14 protein-coding genes and 1 riboswitch are annotated in these 16,126 nt (G+C 65.3%); of the genes, 7 read left to right on the forward strand and 7 right to left on the reverse strand.

Translation table 11 applies throughout. The annotated features are described in order from the left end of the window. Positions 1 to 286, forward strand: a 286-nt coding sequence (locus LQT98_RS18005; protein ID WP_331282570.1) for a helix-turn-helix domain-containing protein, incomplete at its 5' end; no start/stop codon positions are given. A gap of 17 nt (positions 287 to 303) precedes the next feature. Here LQT98_RS18005 and LQT98_RS18010 read toward each other — a convergent pair. From LQT98_RS18010 to LQT98_RS18020, 3 genes are all read right to left on the reverse strand, one after another. Next, a complete protein-coding gene (locus tag LQT98_RS18010; protein ID WP_231464044.1) occupies positions 304 to 912 on the reverse strand; it encodes a 3'-5' exonuclease in 609 nt (202 codons plus the stop codon). After that, positions 912 to 2,717: a putative nucleotidyltransferase substrate binding domain-containing protein gene (locus LQT98_RS18015; RefSeq protein ID WP_231464046.1), complete on the reverse strand. Its 1,806-nt coding sequence runs from the start codon at positions 2,715 to 2,717 to the stop codon at positions 912 to 914. The genes LQT98_RS18010 and LQT98_RS18015 overlap by 1 nt, the downstream gene beginning before the upstream one ends. Positions 2,718 to 2,787: 70 nt before the next feature. Then, a complete protein-coding gene (locus tag LQT98_RS18020) occupies positions 2,788 to 3,567 on the reverse strand; it encodes a class II glutamine amidotransferase (RefSeq protein ID WP_048408930.1) in 780 nt (259 codons plus the stop codon). Between the two features lie 226 nt (positions 3,568 to 3,793). On the opposite strand from LQT98_RS18020, the gene LQT98_RS18025 reads away from it, so the two are divergent. Continuing rightward, a complete protein-coding gene (locus LQT98_RS18025; protein WP_231464048.1) occupies positions 3,794 to 4,168 on the forward strand; it encodes a cupin domain-containing protein in 375 nt (124 codons plus the stop codon). Between the two features lie 195 nt (positions 4,169 to 4,363). On the opposite strand, the gene LQT98_RS18030 is transcribed toward LQT98_RS18025, so the two are convergent. Then, the gene (locus LQT98_RS18030) at positions 4,364 to 5,251 is read right to left on the reverse strand and encodes a DMT family transporter (RefSeq protein ID WP_048408978.1); all 888 of its coding nucleotides are present in this window, start codon (positions 5,249 to 5,251) and stop codon (positions 4,364 to 4,366) included. A gap of 132 nt (positions 5,252 to 5,383) precedes the next feature. On the opposite strand from LQT98_RS18030, the gene LQT98_RS18035 reads away from it, so the two are divergent. The 3 genes from LQT98_RS18035 to LQT98_RS18045 all read left to right on the forward strand — a co-directional run bounded on the left by LQT98_RS18035 (position 5,384) and on the right by LQT98_RS18045 (position 8,847). After that, positions 5,384 to 6,184: an AraC family transcriptional regulator gene (locus tag LQT98_RS18035; protein ID WP_231464050.1), complete on the forward strand. Its 801-nt coding sequence runs from the start codon at positions 5,384 to 5,386 to the stop codon at positions 6,182 to 6,184. Positions 6,185 to 6,263: 79 nt separating this feature from the next. Then, a complete protein-coding gene (locus LQT98_RS18040; RefSeq protein ID WP_231464053.1) occupies positions 6,264 to 7,505 on the forward strand; it encodes a GNAT family N-acetyltransferase in 1,242 nt (413 codons plus the stop codon). Positions 7,506 to 7,530: 25 nt separating this feature from the next. Then, positions 7,531 to 8,847: an MFS transporter gene (locus tag LQT98_RS18045; protein ID WP_231464055.1), complete on the forward strand. Its 1,317-nt coding sequence runs from the start codon at positions 7,531 to 7,533 to the stop codon at positions 8,845 to 8,847. Between the two features lie 93 nt (positions 8,848 to 8,940). Here the strand turns inward: LQT98_RS18045 and hrpA are convergent, their stop codons facing one another. After that, positions 8,941 to 12,876 carry an ATP-dependent RNA helicase HrpA gene (gene hrpA, locus LQT98_RS18050; RefSeq protein ID WP_231464057.1) on the reverse strand — a complete coding sequence of 1,312 codons (3,936 nt, stop codon included), beginning with the start codon at positions 12,874 to 12,876 and terminating at the stop codon, positions 8,941 to 8,943. A gap of 97 nt (positions 12,877 to 12,973) precedes the next feature. Next, positions 12,974 to 13,339: a YfeK family protein gene (locus tag LQT98_RS18055; protein ID WP_231464059.1), complete on the reverse strand. Its 366-nt coding sequence runs from the start codon at positions 13,337 to 13,339 to the stop codon at positions 12,974 to 12,976. An 83-nt stretch (positions 13,340 to 13,422) separates the two neighbouring features. Next, a riboswitch (FMN riboswitch) is annotated at positions 13,423 to 13,585 on the forward strand. A gap of 236 nt (positions 13,586 to 13,821) precedes the next feature. Here LQT98_RS18055 and LQT98_RS18060 point away from each other — a divergent pair. Continuing rightward, entirely contained in the window at positions 13,822 to 14,559 is a 738-nt protein-coding gene (locus LQT98_RS18060) for a class I SAM-dependent methyltransferase (protein WP_048411716.1), read from the forward strand. A gap of 83 nt (positions 14,560 to 14,642) precedes the next feature. After that, positions 14,643 to 15,437: an N-formylglutamate amidohydrolase gene (locus LQT98_RS18065; RefSeq protein WP_231464061.1), complete on the forward strand. Its 795-nt coding sequence runs from the start codon at positions 14,643 to 14,645 to the stop codon at positions 15,435 to 15,437. On the opposite strand, the gene LQT98_RS18070 is transcribed toward LQT98_RS18065, so the two are convergent. Continuing rightward, complete coding sequence (locus tag LQT98_RS18070) at positions 15,410 to 16,075, reverse strand: epoxyqueuosine reductase QueH (protein ID WP_231464063.1); 666 nt, start codon at positions 16,073 to 16,075, stop codon at positions 15,410 to 15,412. The genes LQT98_RS18065 and LQT98_RS18070 overlap by 28 nt on opposite strands. Positions 16,076 to 16,126: the final 51 nt, after the last annotated feature.

Consider the following 16,126-nt stretch of genomic DNA (forward strand, 5'->3'; position numbering starts at 1 on the left):
GCTGCGCGCCGCGCTGCTGGCGTGCTCATGGCCGGGCAATGCGCGCCAGCTGCACAGCGCGCTGCGCACCATGCTGGCGTTGGCCGACGACGGCGCGGAGCTGGGGGTCGAGGATCTGCCGGCCGGCTGCCGCGCCGAGACGTCGCCAGCGGAGGTCACGCTGGCCGCTGGCGGCGACGATTTGATCGAACAGACGTTGGCGCGCTGCCGGGGCAATGTCAGCCGCGCGGCGGCGGAGCTGGGCGTGGCGCGCAGCACGCTGTACCGGCGGCGAGCGCGGCGCTGACACGCGTCCGGCAGCGGTCAACCATAGCCGCGCCGTTTCAGCGCCAGATAGAGCATGGCCGCGTTGATGGCGTCATTGAGCGCGTCGTGGCGCGGCAACGTCGGCATGTCCAGATCCCGGCAGATGCTGGCCAGGCTGAGATCGATGTGGGCGTCCGGGTTCTGCCTCAGCTTGTAATCGTAGTAACGGCCGGAAATCTCGATGCGCCGCTGCGGCAGCGGCACGCCCAGCCAGGGGCGGACATAGCGGTTGAGCACCGCCAGGTCGTATTCCAGGTAATAGCCCAGCAGCGGGCGGCCGCCGATGAAGTCCAGCAGCCGCCGCACGGCGTCCTCGGCTGCCAGGCCCTGGCTGACGTCCAGCGGGCGCAGGCCGTGGATGCGCACATTGTCGGCGCTGGGCGCTTGCCGCGGCCGCACCAGCAGGTAGAGCGCCTCGCTGGCGAGAATGCGGTTGCCGCGCAGCTTGACCGCGCCTATGGACAGCAGCTCGGCCGCGGCCGGGTCCAGGCTGGTGGTTTCGCAGTCCAGGCTGACCAGTTCGTCCGGGTGTTCCTGGTACATGGCGGCATAGGCCGGATCGCGCAGCCGGCGGCGCTGCCATTGGCGCAGCAGGGCGGTCAGCATCAGAAACTGCCCAGCCGGTAATGGTGGCGCAGCTGCGCCTTGAATTTCTTGACCACGCCCAGCGCGTCCTTGAGCAGGTCCCGCTCCAGCGAGGACAGTTTTTCCGGTTCCAGCAGATTATCCGCCGGCCGGCCGGCATCTTGCTGCTCCAGCCCGTGCTCCAGCCGCAGCTGCATCAGGAAGGACAGCGCCTCGCCGACATCCTCGGCCAGCTCCGCGTCCAGCCGCTCCAGCTCCACCAGCCGCCGCAGGCGCTGCTGCGAGCTGTTGTCGCGCACGCCGTGTTCCAGCGCCAGCGCGCGGATGCCGTGCACCAGCGGGAAGATGCCGCCTTTTTTCAGGTCCAGCGTGGTGCGGCCGTCGCGAGCCTGGGTTTGCAGATGGGAGAACAGGCCCAACGGGGTGTCGAACTGCTCGATGGCGCGGGCGAAGCGGGAGAAAAAGCCGGCGTCGTCGCGCAGCACCGCATGCAGCTCGTCGCGCGCGCGCTCCAGCAGTTCGCTGTCGCCGCAGACGGCTTCCGCGTCCACGAAGATGGCCAGCCGCATCAACGCGTCGCCGCTGGGTTGGTGCACCCATTGGTGGAAGCGCTCGCGCAGCTCGGCGCCGCTGAAGCGCCAGCCTGGACGGCTGAGCATGATGCCGCCGGGACAGGGCGGATAACCGAAGCGTTCCAGCGCGTCGGAAAACGCCTGGCAGCTGGCCTCCAGCTGCGGCCAGGACGCGCCGTCGCGCAATAGCAGCGCATTGTCCTGGTCGGTCTTGAGTATCTGTTCGCCACGGCCCTCCGAGCCCAGCACCAGCAGGCAGCTATTGGCCAGCAGTTCCGGCGGCGCGATCAGCCGCCAGGCGCGGGCGAACAGGCGGGCGTTCAGGCTTTGCACCAGTCGGCCGAGCTGCAGCGGCTTGACGCCGTGGCCGCAGAGTATGCGCACCAGCCGCGTGATCTGTTCGGCGATCTCGGCCAGTTCGTCCAGGGTGTCGGCGCGCTCCAGGCGCTGCGCGATCAGATGGGAGTGATTGGAAAAATAGGACAGCACATCCACCTGGGCCAGCATGCCCACCGGCTCGCCGCGCTCGGTGACCACCAGCCGCCGCAGATTGCGCCGCGTCATCAGCAGCAGCGCGTTGAACAGGAAATCGTCTATGTCTATGGTCAGCAGCTGGTAGTTGCAATGCGCGGCCACTGGCGCGTCGACGGGCACGCCGTTCAGCACGATGTCGCGGAAGTCGGTGGTGGTGAAGATGCCCAGGCCGGCTTCGGCACGCACCAGCACCGATTTGGACTGCTGCGCCTTCATCGCCGCCGCGGTGTCGCGCAGGCTGGCGCCGCCGTCGATGAAAACCGGCCGGCGGCAGTTGGCGTCGCGCACGGTGGCGGTGAGCAGGGTCTGCAGTTCGCGCTGGCCGGCGCGCTGCGCCAGCCGGCCCAGCTTTTCCGACACGCTGGCGTAGAAATAGGCGCCGAAGCGCGGGTTGCTTTCGGTCAGCGCCAGCACTTCGGCGCGCGGCAGCGCGTAGAGCAACGCTTCTTCCTGCACGATGAAGCGATGGGAGGTCTGGCCGGCGGCGACGGCGCGGGCGTCGAAGCTGTCCTGCGGCCGGTGCAGCGCGATGGTCTCATCGCCGGCCATTTCGCGCACTACGCCCTTGATCACCACATACATGGCGTCCACCGGCGCCTCCGGGGCGAGGATGAGGGCGTCGCCGCCGTGGAACACGATGTCGACGCGCGCCTCCAGCTTTTGGCGCTCGGCCGGGCTCAACGCGTCAAAAGGGGGTTGGCTGAAATCGAATCGCTGCATGGCGGCCCTCGCGGCAGACAAAACATTGCCGCCAGCATAACACTGGCGGCAAGGGCTTGTCGGCGGAGGTTCAGCCCGGCAGGTGTTGCAGCAGCGGCGAGCCGTCGCGGAACAGCAGCAGTTCGCCGGCGCTCAGCTGGGTCCAGCTTTCATTGTCGGTCAGCGGCTGGGTGGCGATCACCGCCACGCGGTCGTGCGGGGTGGTGACCGAGGAGAAGTCCACGCTGACGTCGTCGTCCACCAGGTGGGCGGTGTTGAACGGCGCCTGGCGGATGATGTAGTGCAGATGGGTGGAGCAGTGGGCGAACAGCACCTCGCCGTTGCTGAGCATGAAGTTGAACACGCCGTGGCCGGCGATCTCCGCCGCCAGGCGCGCCACTTCGGCGAACAGCTCGTCCAGCTGCGGTTGCTGGCACCACTTGGCGCGCAACCGTTCCATCAGATGGCAGAAGGCCCGTTCGGAGTCGGTGCTGCCCACCGGGTTGTAGTGGCAGCCGGCCTCGGGCTGGAAATTATCCAAGTTGCCGTTGTGGGCGAAAATCCAGTAACGGCCCCACATCTCGCGCATGAAGGGGTGAGTGTTGGCCAGATTGACCTCGCCCTGGGTGGCTTTGCGGATGTGGGCGATCACGTTTTCCGATTTGATCGGATAGTTGCGCACCAGATTGGCCACCGGGGATTCCACCGACGGTTTGTCGTCCAGGAAGATGCGGCAGCCCTTGTTCTCGAAAAAGGCGATGCCCCAGCCGTCGGCATGGTGGTCGGTCTGGCCGCCGCGGCGGTGAAAGCCTTCGAAGGAGAACAGGATATCGGTTGGAGTATTGCAATTCATGCCCAATAACTGGCACATGGTTTCGGGTTCCACGGTAAAGAGATTGTCATGGCCGGTCGCGCCGGCTGCGGTTTTGTTACAGAGCTTAGGCGATATGCGCACCCAGGGCAATGCGCCAGCGCGGCGAAGCGGCGGCGCGGACGCCCGTTTGGCGTCGGACCACGCCACATGGCGGCGGCCTGGAGGCCGTGATACGGTCCAAGCTCGGACTGAATTGACTCGAGTCAAGAGAGGAGGCCTTGCCATGCCCCGTGGTTTTCGCGCCGTCAGGCTGGAGGAGAAGTTCGCGTTGTTTCAAGAACAGTGGCGTCCCAAGATCATCGCTCAGATGAACGACTATCATTTCAAGCTGGTGAAAATCCAGGGGGACTTCATCTGGCATCGGCACGCCGAGACCGATGAAGTCTTCATCGTGCAGGAAGGGTGCTTGCGCATCGATTTGCGCGACAGGCCGCCGGTATGGGTGAACGCCGGGGAGATGTTCGTCGTGCCCAAGGGCGTGGAGCACAAGCCCTATGCCGAGCATGAGGTCAAGCTGATGCTGGTGGAGCCGCAAGGGGTGCGCAACACCGGCGAGGTCGTCAGCGAGCGCAGCGCTCCCGCGGACGATTGGATCTGAGAGCCTGTGCAAAGCCTGCTGCGCGTCGTGGAGCATCACACGGTGAGTACGATCTCAAAATGCTCATGTACCGTTTGTGCATTCCGCTTTTTCGCTCGTTTTCGCCTTGCCTCGCCTGTGCTCGCGAGACTTTGAACAGGCCCTGAGGTTTCGGCCGCCCTGTCGGGGCGGCCGATCCGGCAAGTCGGGGCCGGCTTAGGCGGGCTTGAAGGCGCCGCGCAGCTTGGCCCAGCCGCCCTGGCTCAGGCTGACGCCGAGCAGGATCAGGCCGCCGCCCAGCCAGTGGTAGTCGTGTATGGTCTCGCCCAGCAGCGCGCTGGCGATCAGCGCGGTGAACAAGGGCAGCAGATTCATGAAGATGGCGGTGCGTTCGCTGCCCAAGCGCTGGATGCCGCGCATCCACAAATAGGGCGCCAGCACCGAGGAGGCGATGCCGGCGAAGGCGACCAGGCCGACGCCCTGCGGCGGCACCGCCAGGCTATGCGCGCTGAGCGCCACCGGCACCAGCATCAGCACCGCCAGCAGCACCTGAACATAGAGATTGGTCCAGCTGCCGAACGGCGGCGCCCAGCGCCGCAGCAGAATGCCGTACAGCGCGTAGGAGAGTGAGCCGATCAGCATCAGCGCGTCGCCATGGTTGACGCCGCCGTCGAGCAGGCTCAGCGGCCGGCCCTGGCCCAGCAGATAGCACACGCCCAGCAAGGACACCGCGACGCCGAACAGCGCGTGCGCGCCCACCGGCTGGCGGAAAGCCACCGCGCTGAGCGCCAGGCCCAGCAGCGGCACCAAGGCGCAGATCACGCCCATATTGGTGGCGCTGGTGCTGTGCGCGGCGTAATAGGCTAGGCACTGGAACATCACCATGCCCAGCACCGCCAGCACGCTGAAGCGGCCCAGCCAGGGGCGGATGGCGCGCCATTGGCGCAGCAGCGGACGCAGGCACAGCGGGGTGAGAATGACCGCGGCGACCAGCCAGCGGTAGAAGGAAATGGCCGCTGGGTCCAGCGCCTGGGCGGCGGCCTTGGACACCACGGTGTTGGCGGACCAGATCAGCACGGCCAGCATGGGAAACAATGAGTTCATAGCGTGAACGACTCCGAGAGCGCGGCGCCGGCCTCTATGGCGTGGCGCGACATTGACAGCCGCTAGTGTAACGCTGTCTGATTAGTGTCATATAACGCAAAGCAGACATTGCAATACAGGGAAACCGACAAATTGGACTATTCCGAACTGGATCAACGCTTGCCGGAGCCAGCGCCCATCCATCTGCGCTACGATCAATTGACGCCGCAGACCGAGTTCACGCCGCACAGCCACCGCTGGGGCCAACTCAACCGCATCAGCCTGGGTCTGATAGAGCTGGACCTGGTCGAGCAAGAACAGGGCGAACGCCTGCTGGCGGCGCCGGCGGAGTTTCTGATCTGGGTGCCGGCCGGAGTCAGGCATTCGGCCTCGGTGCGCCAGGCGATGTGCTACACCTCGGTCTATGTCGGCGCCGAGGCGGCGGCGCGGCTGCCCGGCCTGCCCTGCCTGATTCCGCAAACACCCTTGCTGCGCGCCTTGCTGGAGGACTTTTGCCAGCGCGGCGTCACCGCGATAGAAGATCCATGGGATCGACGCCAGGCCGAACTGCTGCTGGAGCGGCTGGTCCAGGCCGGCCACCAGCACAGCTATCTGCCGGACAGCCGCCACCGCCAGCTGGCGCCCATCCTGGCCGCCATCCGCGCCCACCCGGCCGACAACACCACGCTGGCGCAATGGGCGCAACGGGTATACGGCACCGAGCGCACGCTGGCGCGCCATTTCCAGCGCGAGCTGGGCATGAGCTTCGTGCAGTGGCGCAGCCGGGTGAGGCTGCTGCGCGCGCTGACCTGGCTGCGCGAAGGCAGGGCGGTACAGGATATCGCCGCCGATCTGGGCTACGGCACCGCGTCGGCCTTCATCGCCATGTTCAACAAGCAGTTGGGCTATTCGCCGGAGCGCTATCGCCGGCAGCTGGCCGAGGGCATGTCTTGAGGATGCTTGTTGCCCGTTTGGCATTGCGGCACACTGGAATGATTGTCACGCATAGAACAAGAGCAGATTCGCCCACATCATGAGCAAGAAGATCAAACAACTGGCCCGGCAACTGGGCGACGGCTGGAAGCTACGCCGCACGCTGCGCCAGGCCAGCACGCTGAATTTCGTTTTTTCCGAACGCATAGACTTCCTGAACGGCCAACACTGGGACCGTCTGGCCGAGCCGCGGGGGCTGCTGATGTCCCGCGATTACTGGCGCGCGCTGGAGCAATCCGGGCTCGCCGATTTCGAAGTCCGCTACGCGATGGCTTACCGCGACGGCGTGCCGGTGGCGGCCGCGGCGATGCAGCTACTGGAAGTCAGCCTGGAAACCATGCATGCCCATCCGGGGCCGCGGGCCGAGGGTTCGCTGCGCGCGGCGCTGGCGCAAAACATCAAGCCGCGGCTGCGCCAGCGTCTCTTGGTCTGCGGCAATATGCTCAGCTACGGGCTGGATGGGGTGGCTTTCGCCGCGGAGCTGGACCCGCAAACCCGCTGGCAGGCGGTGGCGGAAATCCTTTACCGCATCCGCCGCGCAGAAAAGCTGAATGGTCAGATCGATTTCGTGCTGGTCAAGGATCTGGACGCGGCTGCGCTGGAGGACAGCCGGGCGCTGGGCAAGCTCAGCTACAGCATGCTGGAGACCGAACCCAATATGGTGCTGCCGCTGGCCGAAGACTGGCGTGTTTACGAGGACTATCTGGCCGGCATGACTTCCAAGTACCGCAGCAGCATCCGCCAGCAGATCTTCAAGCCCATCGAGGCCGCCGGCTGCGTAATCGGCGTGATGACGCCGGAGCAGGTGGACGCGCAGGCGGAGCGCATGCAGCAGCTCTACCTGGCGGTGCAGGACAATGCCACGCTGCGGCCGGTGACGGTGACCGCCGACTACTGGCGGCGGATGGCGGCGCTGGGGCCGGAGCGGGCGGAGCTGCGCGGCCTGTGGCGCGACGGCGAGCTGCTCGGCTTTTTGCTGGTCTTGAAAGACGGCGCGGAAGTCACCGCCGCGCAGATCGGCTTCGACCGCGCCGCGGCCAAGGCGCTGCCGCTGTATCTGCGCCTGCTGCACACGGCGATTGAGTCGGCCTTGGCCGCCGGCGGACGGCGGGTGATTTTCGGCCGCACCGCGCTGGAGCCCAAGGCGCGCATGGGCTGCCAGCCGCTGCCGACCACGCTGTGGATACGCCATCGCCAGCCGGTGCTCAATTCGCTGATCCGCAACCGCTTCGGCATCGTCCACCATGACGAGGCCCCGGCGATCAATCCATTCAAGAAATAAGAGCCCGCAGCTAAAAGGACCCGATATGACTCAAACGGCAAGCGCCGCCGCGGCACCCGCGCGCAAACTGAACCGGAACGACTGCAAGACGCTGGGCCTGGCCTCGCTGGGCGGCGCGCTGGAATTCTACGATTTCATCATTTACGTGTTCTTCGCCCTGGTATTGGGCAAGCTGTTTTTCCCCCATGACATTCCAGGCTGGCTGCGCCAATTGCAGGTGTTCGGCATTTTCGCCGCCGGCTATCTGGCGCGGCCGCTGGGCGGCATCATCATGGCGCACTTCGGCGATCTGTTTGGCCGCAAGCGCATGTTCACGCTCAGCATCGTGCTGATGGCCTTGCCGACGTTGGCGATGGGCCTGCTACCCACGTATCAGAGCATAGGGATATGGGCGCCGGTCTTGCTGCTCTTGCTGCGCGTATTGCAGGGCGCGGCCATAGGCGGCGAAGTGCCCGGCGCCTGGGTGTTCGTCGCCGAGCACGCGCCGCCCAGCCGCACCGGCCTGGCGTGCGGCATCATTACCTCGGGGCTGACCATAGGCATTCTGTTCGGCTCCCTGATCGCGATGGCGATGAATCTGTTGTTCACGCCGCAGCAGTTGGAAAGCGGTGCCTGGCGCATTCCCTTCCTGATCGGCGGCGTCTTCGGCCTGGTGGCGATGTATCTGCGCCGCTGGCTGCACGAGACCCCGGTGTTCAGCGAAATGCAGGCGTGCAAGGCCTTGTCCGCCGAGCTGCCGCTGAAGGCGGTGCTGCGCGGTCATCGGCTGGGCATGGCCGTGTCGATGGCGGCCACCGCGATGTTGTCGGTCACCATCGTGGTGGTGATTCTGATGACGCCCACCTTTTTGCAGAAGCAGTTCGGCGTGCCGCCGGTGGAGGCGCTGTTCGCCAACAGTCTGGCCATCGTCGCGCTGAGCGTGGGCTGCATCGTCGCCGGCCTGGCGGTGGACCGCTTCGGCGGCGGCCCGGTGTTCACCGCGGGCAGCCTACTGCTGGGCGTCAGCAGCTGGTGTTTCTACCAGACCATGGGCCACGATGTGAGCTGGCTGCACCCGCTGTACACGCTGACCGGTTTCTTCGCCGGCATCGTCGGCGCGGTGCCTTTTCTGATGGTGCGCGCGTTTCCCGCGCCCATCCGCTTCAGCGGCCTGTCGTTTTCCTACAATGTGGCTTACGCAGTGGTGGGCGGCTTCACACCGGTCTTGCTATCGCTGTGGATGGAGGTCAGCTCGCTGGCGCTGGCCGGCTATCTGATGATTTTCTGCCTGGTGGGGCTGGCGATGGGGGTGTTCCTGCTGGCCTGGGGGAATAGACCGGGCTTGTCGCATCCAGTGCATTGAAGGGCGTGCAGCGCGCATAGAAAAACGGCGGCGTCGATAAAGACGCCGCCGTTTTGTCATGCCAGGGCGAGCCAGTTCAAGGTCTGGCGAACATTAGCGCGGCAGCTCGTTCCACTGCTTCAACAGCCGCTTGGTGGACACCGGGTATGGCGTTTTCAGTTCCTGGGCGAACAGGCTGACGCGCAGTTCCTCGATCTGCCAGCGGAAATCCAGCAAGGCCTGGGACGCGCCTTCGGCTTCATTGTCCTCGGCTACCCGGGTTTCCCATTTCTGCCATAGGTCGCGGATTTCCGCGCCGCGCTGGCCGTCGCGCTGCGGATTGGCCGGCTGCTTGTCCATGCGCAAGCCCATCGCGCGCATATAGCGCGGCAAGTGCGGCAGCTGGCTCCACGGCGTGGCGGCCAGGAAGCCCTTGTAAACCAGCTTGGCCAATTGCTGCTGCAGCTCGTAGCCCAGCTTGTGCTTCTGCATCTTGACGCTGAGCGGGCCGTATTCCGACGCCACCTGGCCCAGATACTGGGTCACCGCCTGGTTGACCGCCGGCAGCCGGGTGCGAGCGCGGGTTTTCTGCTCGTTGAAGGCTTTCTCATTGCGCGGCAGCGCGTCGTCGCCGATGAAGGCGCGGTCGCAGATGCAGGCGATGGCGTCGGCCAGCAGTTCGTCGACATTGGCCGCCGCGCGCAGCTGCAGACCCAGCTGAGTCATGCCGGGCAGGCCCTTGGACAGCTGCTTCATCTGTTCCTTGAGCTGCAGCTGCAGCAGCCGGATCACGCCCTGGCGGTGATGGCGCTCGGCCATCAACTGGGTGTCGAACAGGCGGATCGCCACCTTGTCCTGCTCCAGCGTCAGCGCCGGGTAGCCGGTCAGCTGCTGGCGGCCGCGGGCGAACTGAATGCTTTCCGGCAGTTCGCCAAAGTCCCAGCTGCTGACTTCGTCGCGTTCGAACTCCGCGCTGGTGTCGCGGAAGGTCAGCTGGGCGGCCTGGCCGAACTGCTTTTGCAGCGCCAGCAGATCGCGGCCCAGGCCGATTTCCTGCTTGCCGTCGTCAATGACGCGGAAGTTGAACAGCAGATGGGCCGGCAGCTCCTGGGCGCGGAAATCGTCGATGTCCACTTTGACGCCGCCGGTTTCGCGCAGGATGAAGCGCGCCAGCTGCGGCGCGATCGGCTGCTGTTGATCCGGATTGACGCTGAGGAAGCGGGTGACGAAGTCCGGCACCGGCACGCAGCAGCGGCGGATCTGCTTGGGCAGGCCCTTGATCAGCTGTTGCAGCTTCTCGCGCACCATGCCGGGCACCAGCCATTCGAAGGCGGCCGGCTGCAGGCGGTTGAGGATGGCCAGCGGCACGTCCAGGGTGACGCCGTCCAGCGGGTGGTTGGGTTCGAAGCGGTAGCGCAGCTTGAGGCGGCCGTCTTCCAGTTCCAGCCATTCCGGGAACTGGTTTTCGGTGACATGTTGCGCGGCGTGGCGCATCAGTTCTTCGCGCGTCAGGTGCAGCAGTTTGGCTTCGGTCTTTTCCGCCTCCTTGCGCCAGGCCTCGAAGCTGGCGGCGTCCACCACCTCGGCCGGAATCCGTTCGCTGTAGAAGGCGAACAGGGCCTCTTCGTCCACCAGCACGTCCTGACGCCGCGCCTTGTGCTCCAGCTGCTCCACTTCGCGAATCAATTGCTGATTGCGCTGGAAGAAGGGCGCGTTGCTGACGTAGTCCATATTCACCAGCGCGCCGCGGATGAACAGCTCACGCGCTTCTTTCGGCGCGATGCGGCCGTAGCTGACCGGCCGGCGCGGCACCAGGGTCAGGCCGTACAGGGTAATGCGTTCGCTGGCCACCACTTCGCCGCGGCTCTTTTCCCAGTGCGGGTCGAAGTAATGGTATTTGACCAGGTGCGGCGCCAGCTTTTCCACCCATTCCGGCTCGATCTTGGCCACGCAGCGGGCGTAGAGGCGGGTGGTTTCCACCAGTTCCGCCGCCACCAGCCATTTGGGCTTGGCCTTTTTCAGGCCGGAGCCGGGGAAGACGTGGAAGTTGACGCCGCGGGTGCCTTGGTAATCGTCGCCTTCCTGGTTTTTCATGCCCAGATTGCCGATCAGGCCGGTCACCAGCGCCTTGTGCAGGTTTTCATAAGCGACGGCGTCCAGCTGCTGGCGCTTTTTCTGCGTCATCTGCGCGTCCGGCTGCTCGGCGTCGGCGTGCGCCTGTTCGCGCTTGATCAGGCCCAGCTCGCCGGCGATGTCGGCCAGCTGCGCGTGCAGTTCGCGCCATTCGCGCAAGCGCAGATGGGACAGGAAGTGCTCGTGGCAGGTGTTGATCAGCAGACGGTTGGATTTCTTGTGCTTGAGCGCGTCGGCAAAGAAGTCCCACAGGTGCAGGAAGGACAGGAAGTCGGACTTCTCGTCGTTGAAGCGCGCCTGCGCGCGTTCGGCCGCCTCGCGCGCCTCGAACGGGCGTTCGCGCGGGTCTTGCACGCTGAGGGCGGCGGCGATGATCAGCACTTCGCGCACGCAGCCGAAGTCGCGGCCGGCCAGCAGCAGGCGGCCCACTTTCGGGTCCACCGGAATCCGCGCCAGCTCCTTGCCCACGCTGGTGAGTTCGCCCTTGTCGTCCACCGCGCCCAGCTCGGTCAACACCTGGTAGCCGTCGGCGATCAGTCGGCTGCTCGGCGCTTCCAGGAAGGGGAAGGCGTCCACCTTGCCCAGCCGCAGCGCGGCCATGCGCAGGATGACCGCGGCCAGGTTGGAGCGGACGATTTCCGGATCGGTGAAAGCCGGGCGCTGGTTGAAGTCGTCCTCGCCGTACAGGCGCACGCAGATGCCGGCCTCGACGCGACCGCAACGGCCGGCGCGCTGCCGCGCCGCCGCCTGGGAGATTTTCTCCACTTGCAGCTGTTCCACCTTGGCGCGCGGGCTGTAGCGGTTGATGCGCGCCTGGCCAGTGTCGATCACGTATTTGATGCCCGGCACCGTCAGCGAGGTTTCGGCCACATTGGTGGCCAGCACGATGCGGCGGCCGCCGGAAGGCTTGAAGATCTTCTGCTGGTCCTCGTTGGACAGACGCGCGAACAAGGGCAGGATTTCGTAGCCGCGGATGCCGGACTTGCGCAGTTTTTCCGCGGTTTCGCGGATTTCGCGCTCGCCGGGCAGGAAGACCAGCATATCGCCCGGACCCTGGCGCGACAGCTCGTCGACGGCGTCGACGATGGCGCCTTCCATCTCCACTTCGCGCTCGTCTTCGTCGCGCTGCGCCAACGGGCGGTAACGCACTTCCACCGGATAAGTGCGGCCGGAGACTTCGATCACCGGCGCGCCGTCGAAATGGCGGGAGAAGCGGTCGGCATCTATGGTGGCCGAGGTGATGATCACCTTCAGGTCCGGCCGACGCGGCAGCAGCTGTTTCAGATAACCCAGCAGGAAGTCGATGTTGAGGCTGCGTTCATGCGCCTCGTCGATGATGATGGTGTCGTAGCTTTCCAGGTAACGGTCGGTCTGGGTTTCCGCCAGCATGATGCCGTCGGTCATCAGCTTGATCACCGATTTGTCCGACAGCTTGTCGGTGAAGCGCACCTTGAAGCCGACATGCTCGCCCAGCGTGGATTTCAGTTCCTGGGCGATGCGGCTGGCCACCGAGCGCGCGGCCAGGCGGCGCGGCTGGGTGTGGCCGATCAGGCCGTGCACGCCGCGGCCCAGTTCCAGGCAGATCTTGGGCAGCTGGGTGGTTTTGCCGGAGCCGGTTTCGCCGCAGATGATCACCACCTGGTGACGCTCGATCGCGGTCTTGATGTCGGCCAGTTTCTGGTTGACCGGCAGGGCGTCGTCGAAATCGGGCTTGGGCAGATGGGCGCGGCGCGCGGCCACTTTGGCGGCGGAGCGCTCGATCTGTGTCTGGATATCGGCCAGCTGTCTGTCCGCGGGCTGGTTTTTCTTCAGCCGCTCGGCGGCGTCGCTCAGTTTGCGGCGCAAGGCGTGGCGGTCGCGGATCAGGCAGGAGGGGAGGTCGGCCTTGAGTTGGGCCAGCAGCTGGGCAGCAGTCATCGGGAAAAGAACACTGGATTACAGGAAAGCGGCGATTATAACAGCTGCGTGGCGCTCCGGCAGGCCTGGATTGCCGGCCGGACGCCCGCGGAACGGCTTATTTGCGCTGGCGGTAGCGGCCCAGCTCCGCTTTCAGCCAGGCGGCGCTGGCTACCGGCTGCGCCGCGCCGCAACGCACTTGGTAGGCTTTACCGCTGATGCTGCTCTGGGTGGCCGCGCGTTCGATGAAGCTTTCCGTGTTGCTGACCCAGTCTTTTTTCAGCAAATACTGGTATTTGTCGTTCAGATGATCGCGGGCCTCCTTGGAACCGTACCAGCTGCCGTTGCGGTTGAATTCGCAGCCGGATTTGGCCAGATAGTCCAGCAGGTGATCGATTTCAGCTTTGGCGGCGGGGGTGGGTGCGGCGACGGCGGCGCCGGCGCTCAAACAAAAAACCAGCCAGATCGGCAGCTTCAGGGTCATGCATCGCTCCATTGCAATTGGAATGCGCTGACTATGCGCGATGGGGCTGGGCTTGTCCAACTTCTACGCCGCCTTTATGCTGTGCCGGTCTTCAGGGCGGGGTGAAACTCCCCACCGGCGGTATGCCGCGGCGAATGCCGGCGGCGAGCCCGCGAGCGCCGCGCAGCCGTTTCCATGATGCGCGGGTCAGCAGATTCGGTGAGAAGCCGAAGCCGACGGTGATAGTCCGGATGAGAGAAGACGCGCGCCAGGCTCTGAGAGCCTGGCGTGTCTTTGCGCGTCGGCATGGCCGTGCGCCGCCCTGGGGCGCTTTCCTTAGAACCTGCTCAATGTCTGCTGCGCTTCAGCGATACGGCGTTGAAAACACCTTCGAAATGCTCATGTACTACTTGTGCATTCCGCTTTCTCTGCTGTTTTCGCCTTGTCTCGCTCTTGCTCGCGAGACTTTGAACAGGCTCTTAGATTTTTTACGGAGCCTCCCCATGCAGCAAAACATCTACGACCATCCGATCTTTTTCTCCCAATACCAAGCCTTGCGCGACAGCGACACCGGGCTGAACGGCGTTTTGGAGCAGCCCGCCTTGCGCGGCGCGCTGCCGCCGCTGGCCGGCGCCGACGTGCTGGACCTGGGTTGCGGTTTCGGCGATTTCGCCCGCTGGGCGCGCGGCGAGGGCGCGGCCAGCGTCACCGCGGTGGACTTGTCCGAGCGCATGCTGGAACAGGCGCGAGCGCGCACCCAGGATTCAGCGATTCATTACCGGCGCGCGGCCATCGAGGACTATCAGCCGCCCGCCGACGCTTATGATCTGGCGGTGTCTTCGCTGGCGCTGCACTATGTGGCGAATTACGCTGCGGTGGCGGCGCGCGTGTTCGCCGCGCTGCGGCCAGGCGGCGTGTTCGCGCTGACGGTGGAGCATCCCATTTGCACCGCCAGCCCGCAGGGCTGGGCGCTGGACGCGGCGGGCGAGCCATCACACTGGACGCTGGACGCGTATTTCCAGCAAGACGCGCGCGCAAGCCGCTGGTTCGTCGACGGCGTGATCAAGCAGCACCGCACGGTGGAAAGCTATGTGAAAGGCTTGTTGGACGCCGGCTTCCAACTGCTTCACCTGGGCGAGCCCGCGCCAGACCCGCAGACGCTGGCATATCGGGACGGTTTACGGCCGCACGCGCGCCGTCCGGCCTTGCTGCTGCTCGTCGCGCGAAAGCCTGCGCGCTAGCGCGGCCTTGCCGGGTCGGCGCGCAGAACCAAGCCGCGCCGCCCCGGTCCAGCAATAATCGGGCAAGAATCAGGAGGAGGGCGATGAGAAGAGGATGGGCTGCGGGGATTCTGATTCTGGTCTTATCGACGGCGCCCGCCATCGGCAAGACCCCGCCGGAACGGGCCGTCATCGAACCGGCCCACATCGTCGAGGCCATCAAGCTGCAACAGGAAGCGGACGCCGCCAAGGACAGGCCGCCGCAAAACGGCGAGCCGTGGTTTACCGTATTGGAGGGCAAGCGTCCCATCATCGTCACCGCGCCACACGCCACCAGCCCGTTTCGCGATGGGCAATACCGTTTCTCCGATGGCGGCGGCACCGCGGCCTTGGCGACGATGTTGCACCAACTGGCCGGCGCCACTGCGATCTACACCACCCGCGCCTCGCCGTCCGACCCCAATTACGAAGACGACAACGCCTTCAAACGCAAGCTGGCGGCTTTGATTGCCGACCAGCGCCCCTTGCTGGTGCTGGACTTGCACGGCAGTCATCCCTACCGGCCCTACGACGTGGATTTCGGCACCCTGAACGGAGCTTCGCTCCTGGGTAAGCCCTGGCTGCGACAGCGGCTGGAGCAGCGTTTGCGAGGGCAGGGCGTGCTCAATCTCTCCGACAACTACTTCGCCGCGTCCAAGCACCAGACCATCGCCAAATTCGCCTCGCGGCTGGGCGTGCCCGCCATTCAGCTGGAAATTAGTAGCACCTGGCTCACGCCCTCGGACGGGAGTCTGGCCGCGCATCGCTTCTCCCAGCTCTTGCAGGCGCTGGTGCGCTACGCGCGGGAGATAGAGAGCGAGGCGACCGCGCCTCAGGCCTGGCTGTCTTCGTCGCCGTAGTATTTGACGCCTAGGCGGATCACCGGACGGCCGCTGTCGCGGCGCTGGCGGTTGCTGTCGCGCAGGGAATAGGCGCAACCGCAGTACTCCTGTTGATAGAACTGTTCGCGCTTGCTGATTTCTATCATGCGCGCGGAGCCGCCGCCCTTGCGCCAGTTGTAGTCCCAATAGATCAGGCCGGGGTAGCGCGCGGCCGCGCGCGCGCCGCAGTCGTTGATCTGCTGCATGTTTTTCCAGCGCGAAATCCCCAGCGAGCTGGTGATGACGGGGAAGCCGTGCTCATGCGCGTACAGGGCGGTGCGCTCGAAACGCATGTCGAAGCACATGGTGCAGCGCACGCCGCGCTCCGGCTCATCCTCCATGCCCTTGGCGCGTGCGAACCAATTGTCGCGATCATAATCCGCATCGACGAAGGGAATGCCGAACTGCTCGGCGAAACGGATGTTCTCGTTCTTGCGCAGTTCGTACTCTTTCAGCGGATGGATGTTGGGGTTGTAGAAGAAGATGGTGAAGTCGATGCCCGTGGCTTGCATCGCCTCCATCACTTCTCCGGAGCAGGGCGCGCAACATGAGTGCAGCAAGACCTTGTCATGGCCGTCCGGCAGGGGCAGCGGCTGGCGCTCAAATGCTATGTTCATGGCGGTGGGTGGCGTCATATGAAAATTGCGAATTATGTTGCCGCGCCGCCG

Origin of the sequence: Chromobacterium aquaticum (assembly GCF_021129195.1) — a bacterium.
GTDB lineage: Bacteria > Pseudomonadota > Gammaproteobacteria > Burkholderiales > Chromobacteriaceae > Chromobacterium > Chromobacterium aquaticum.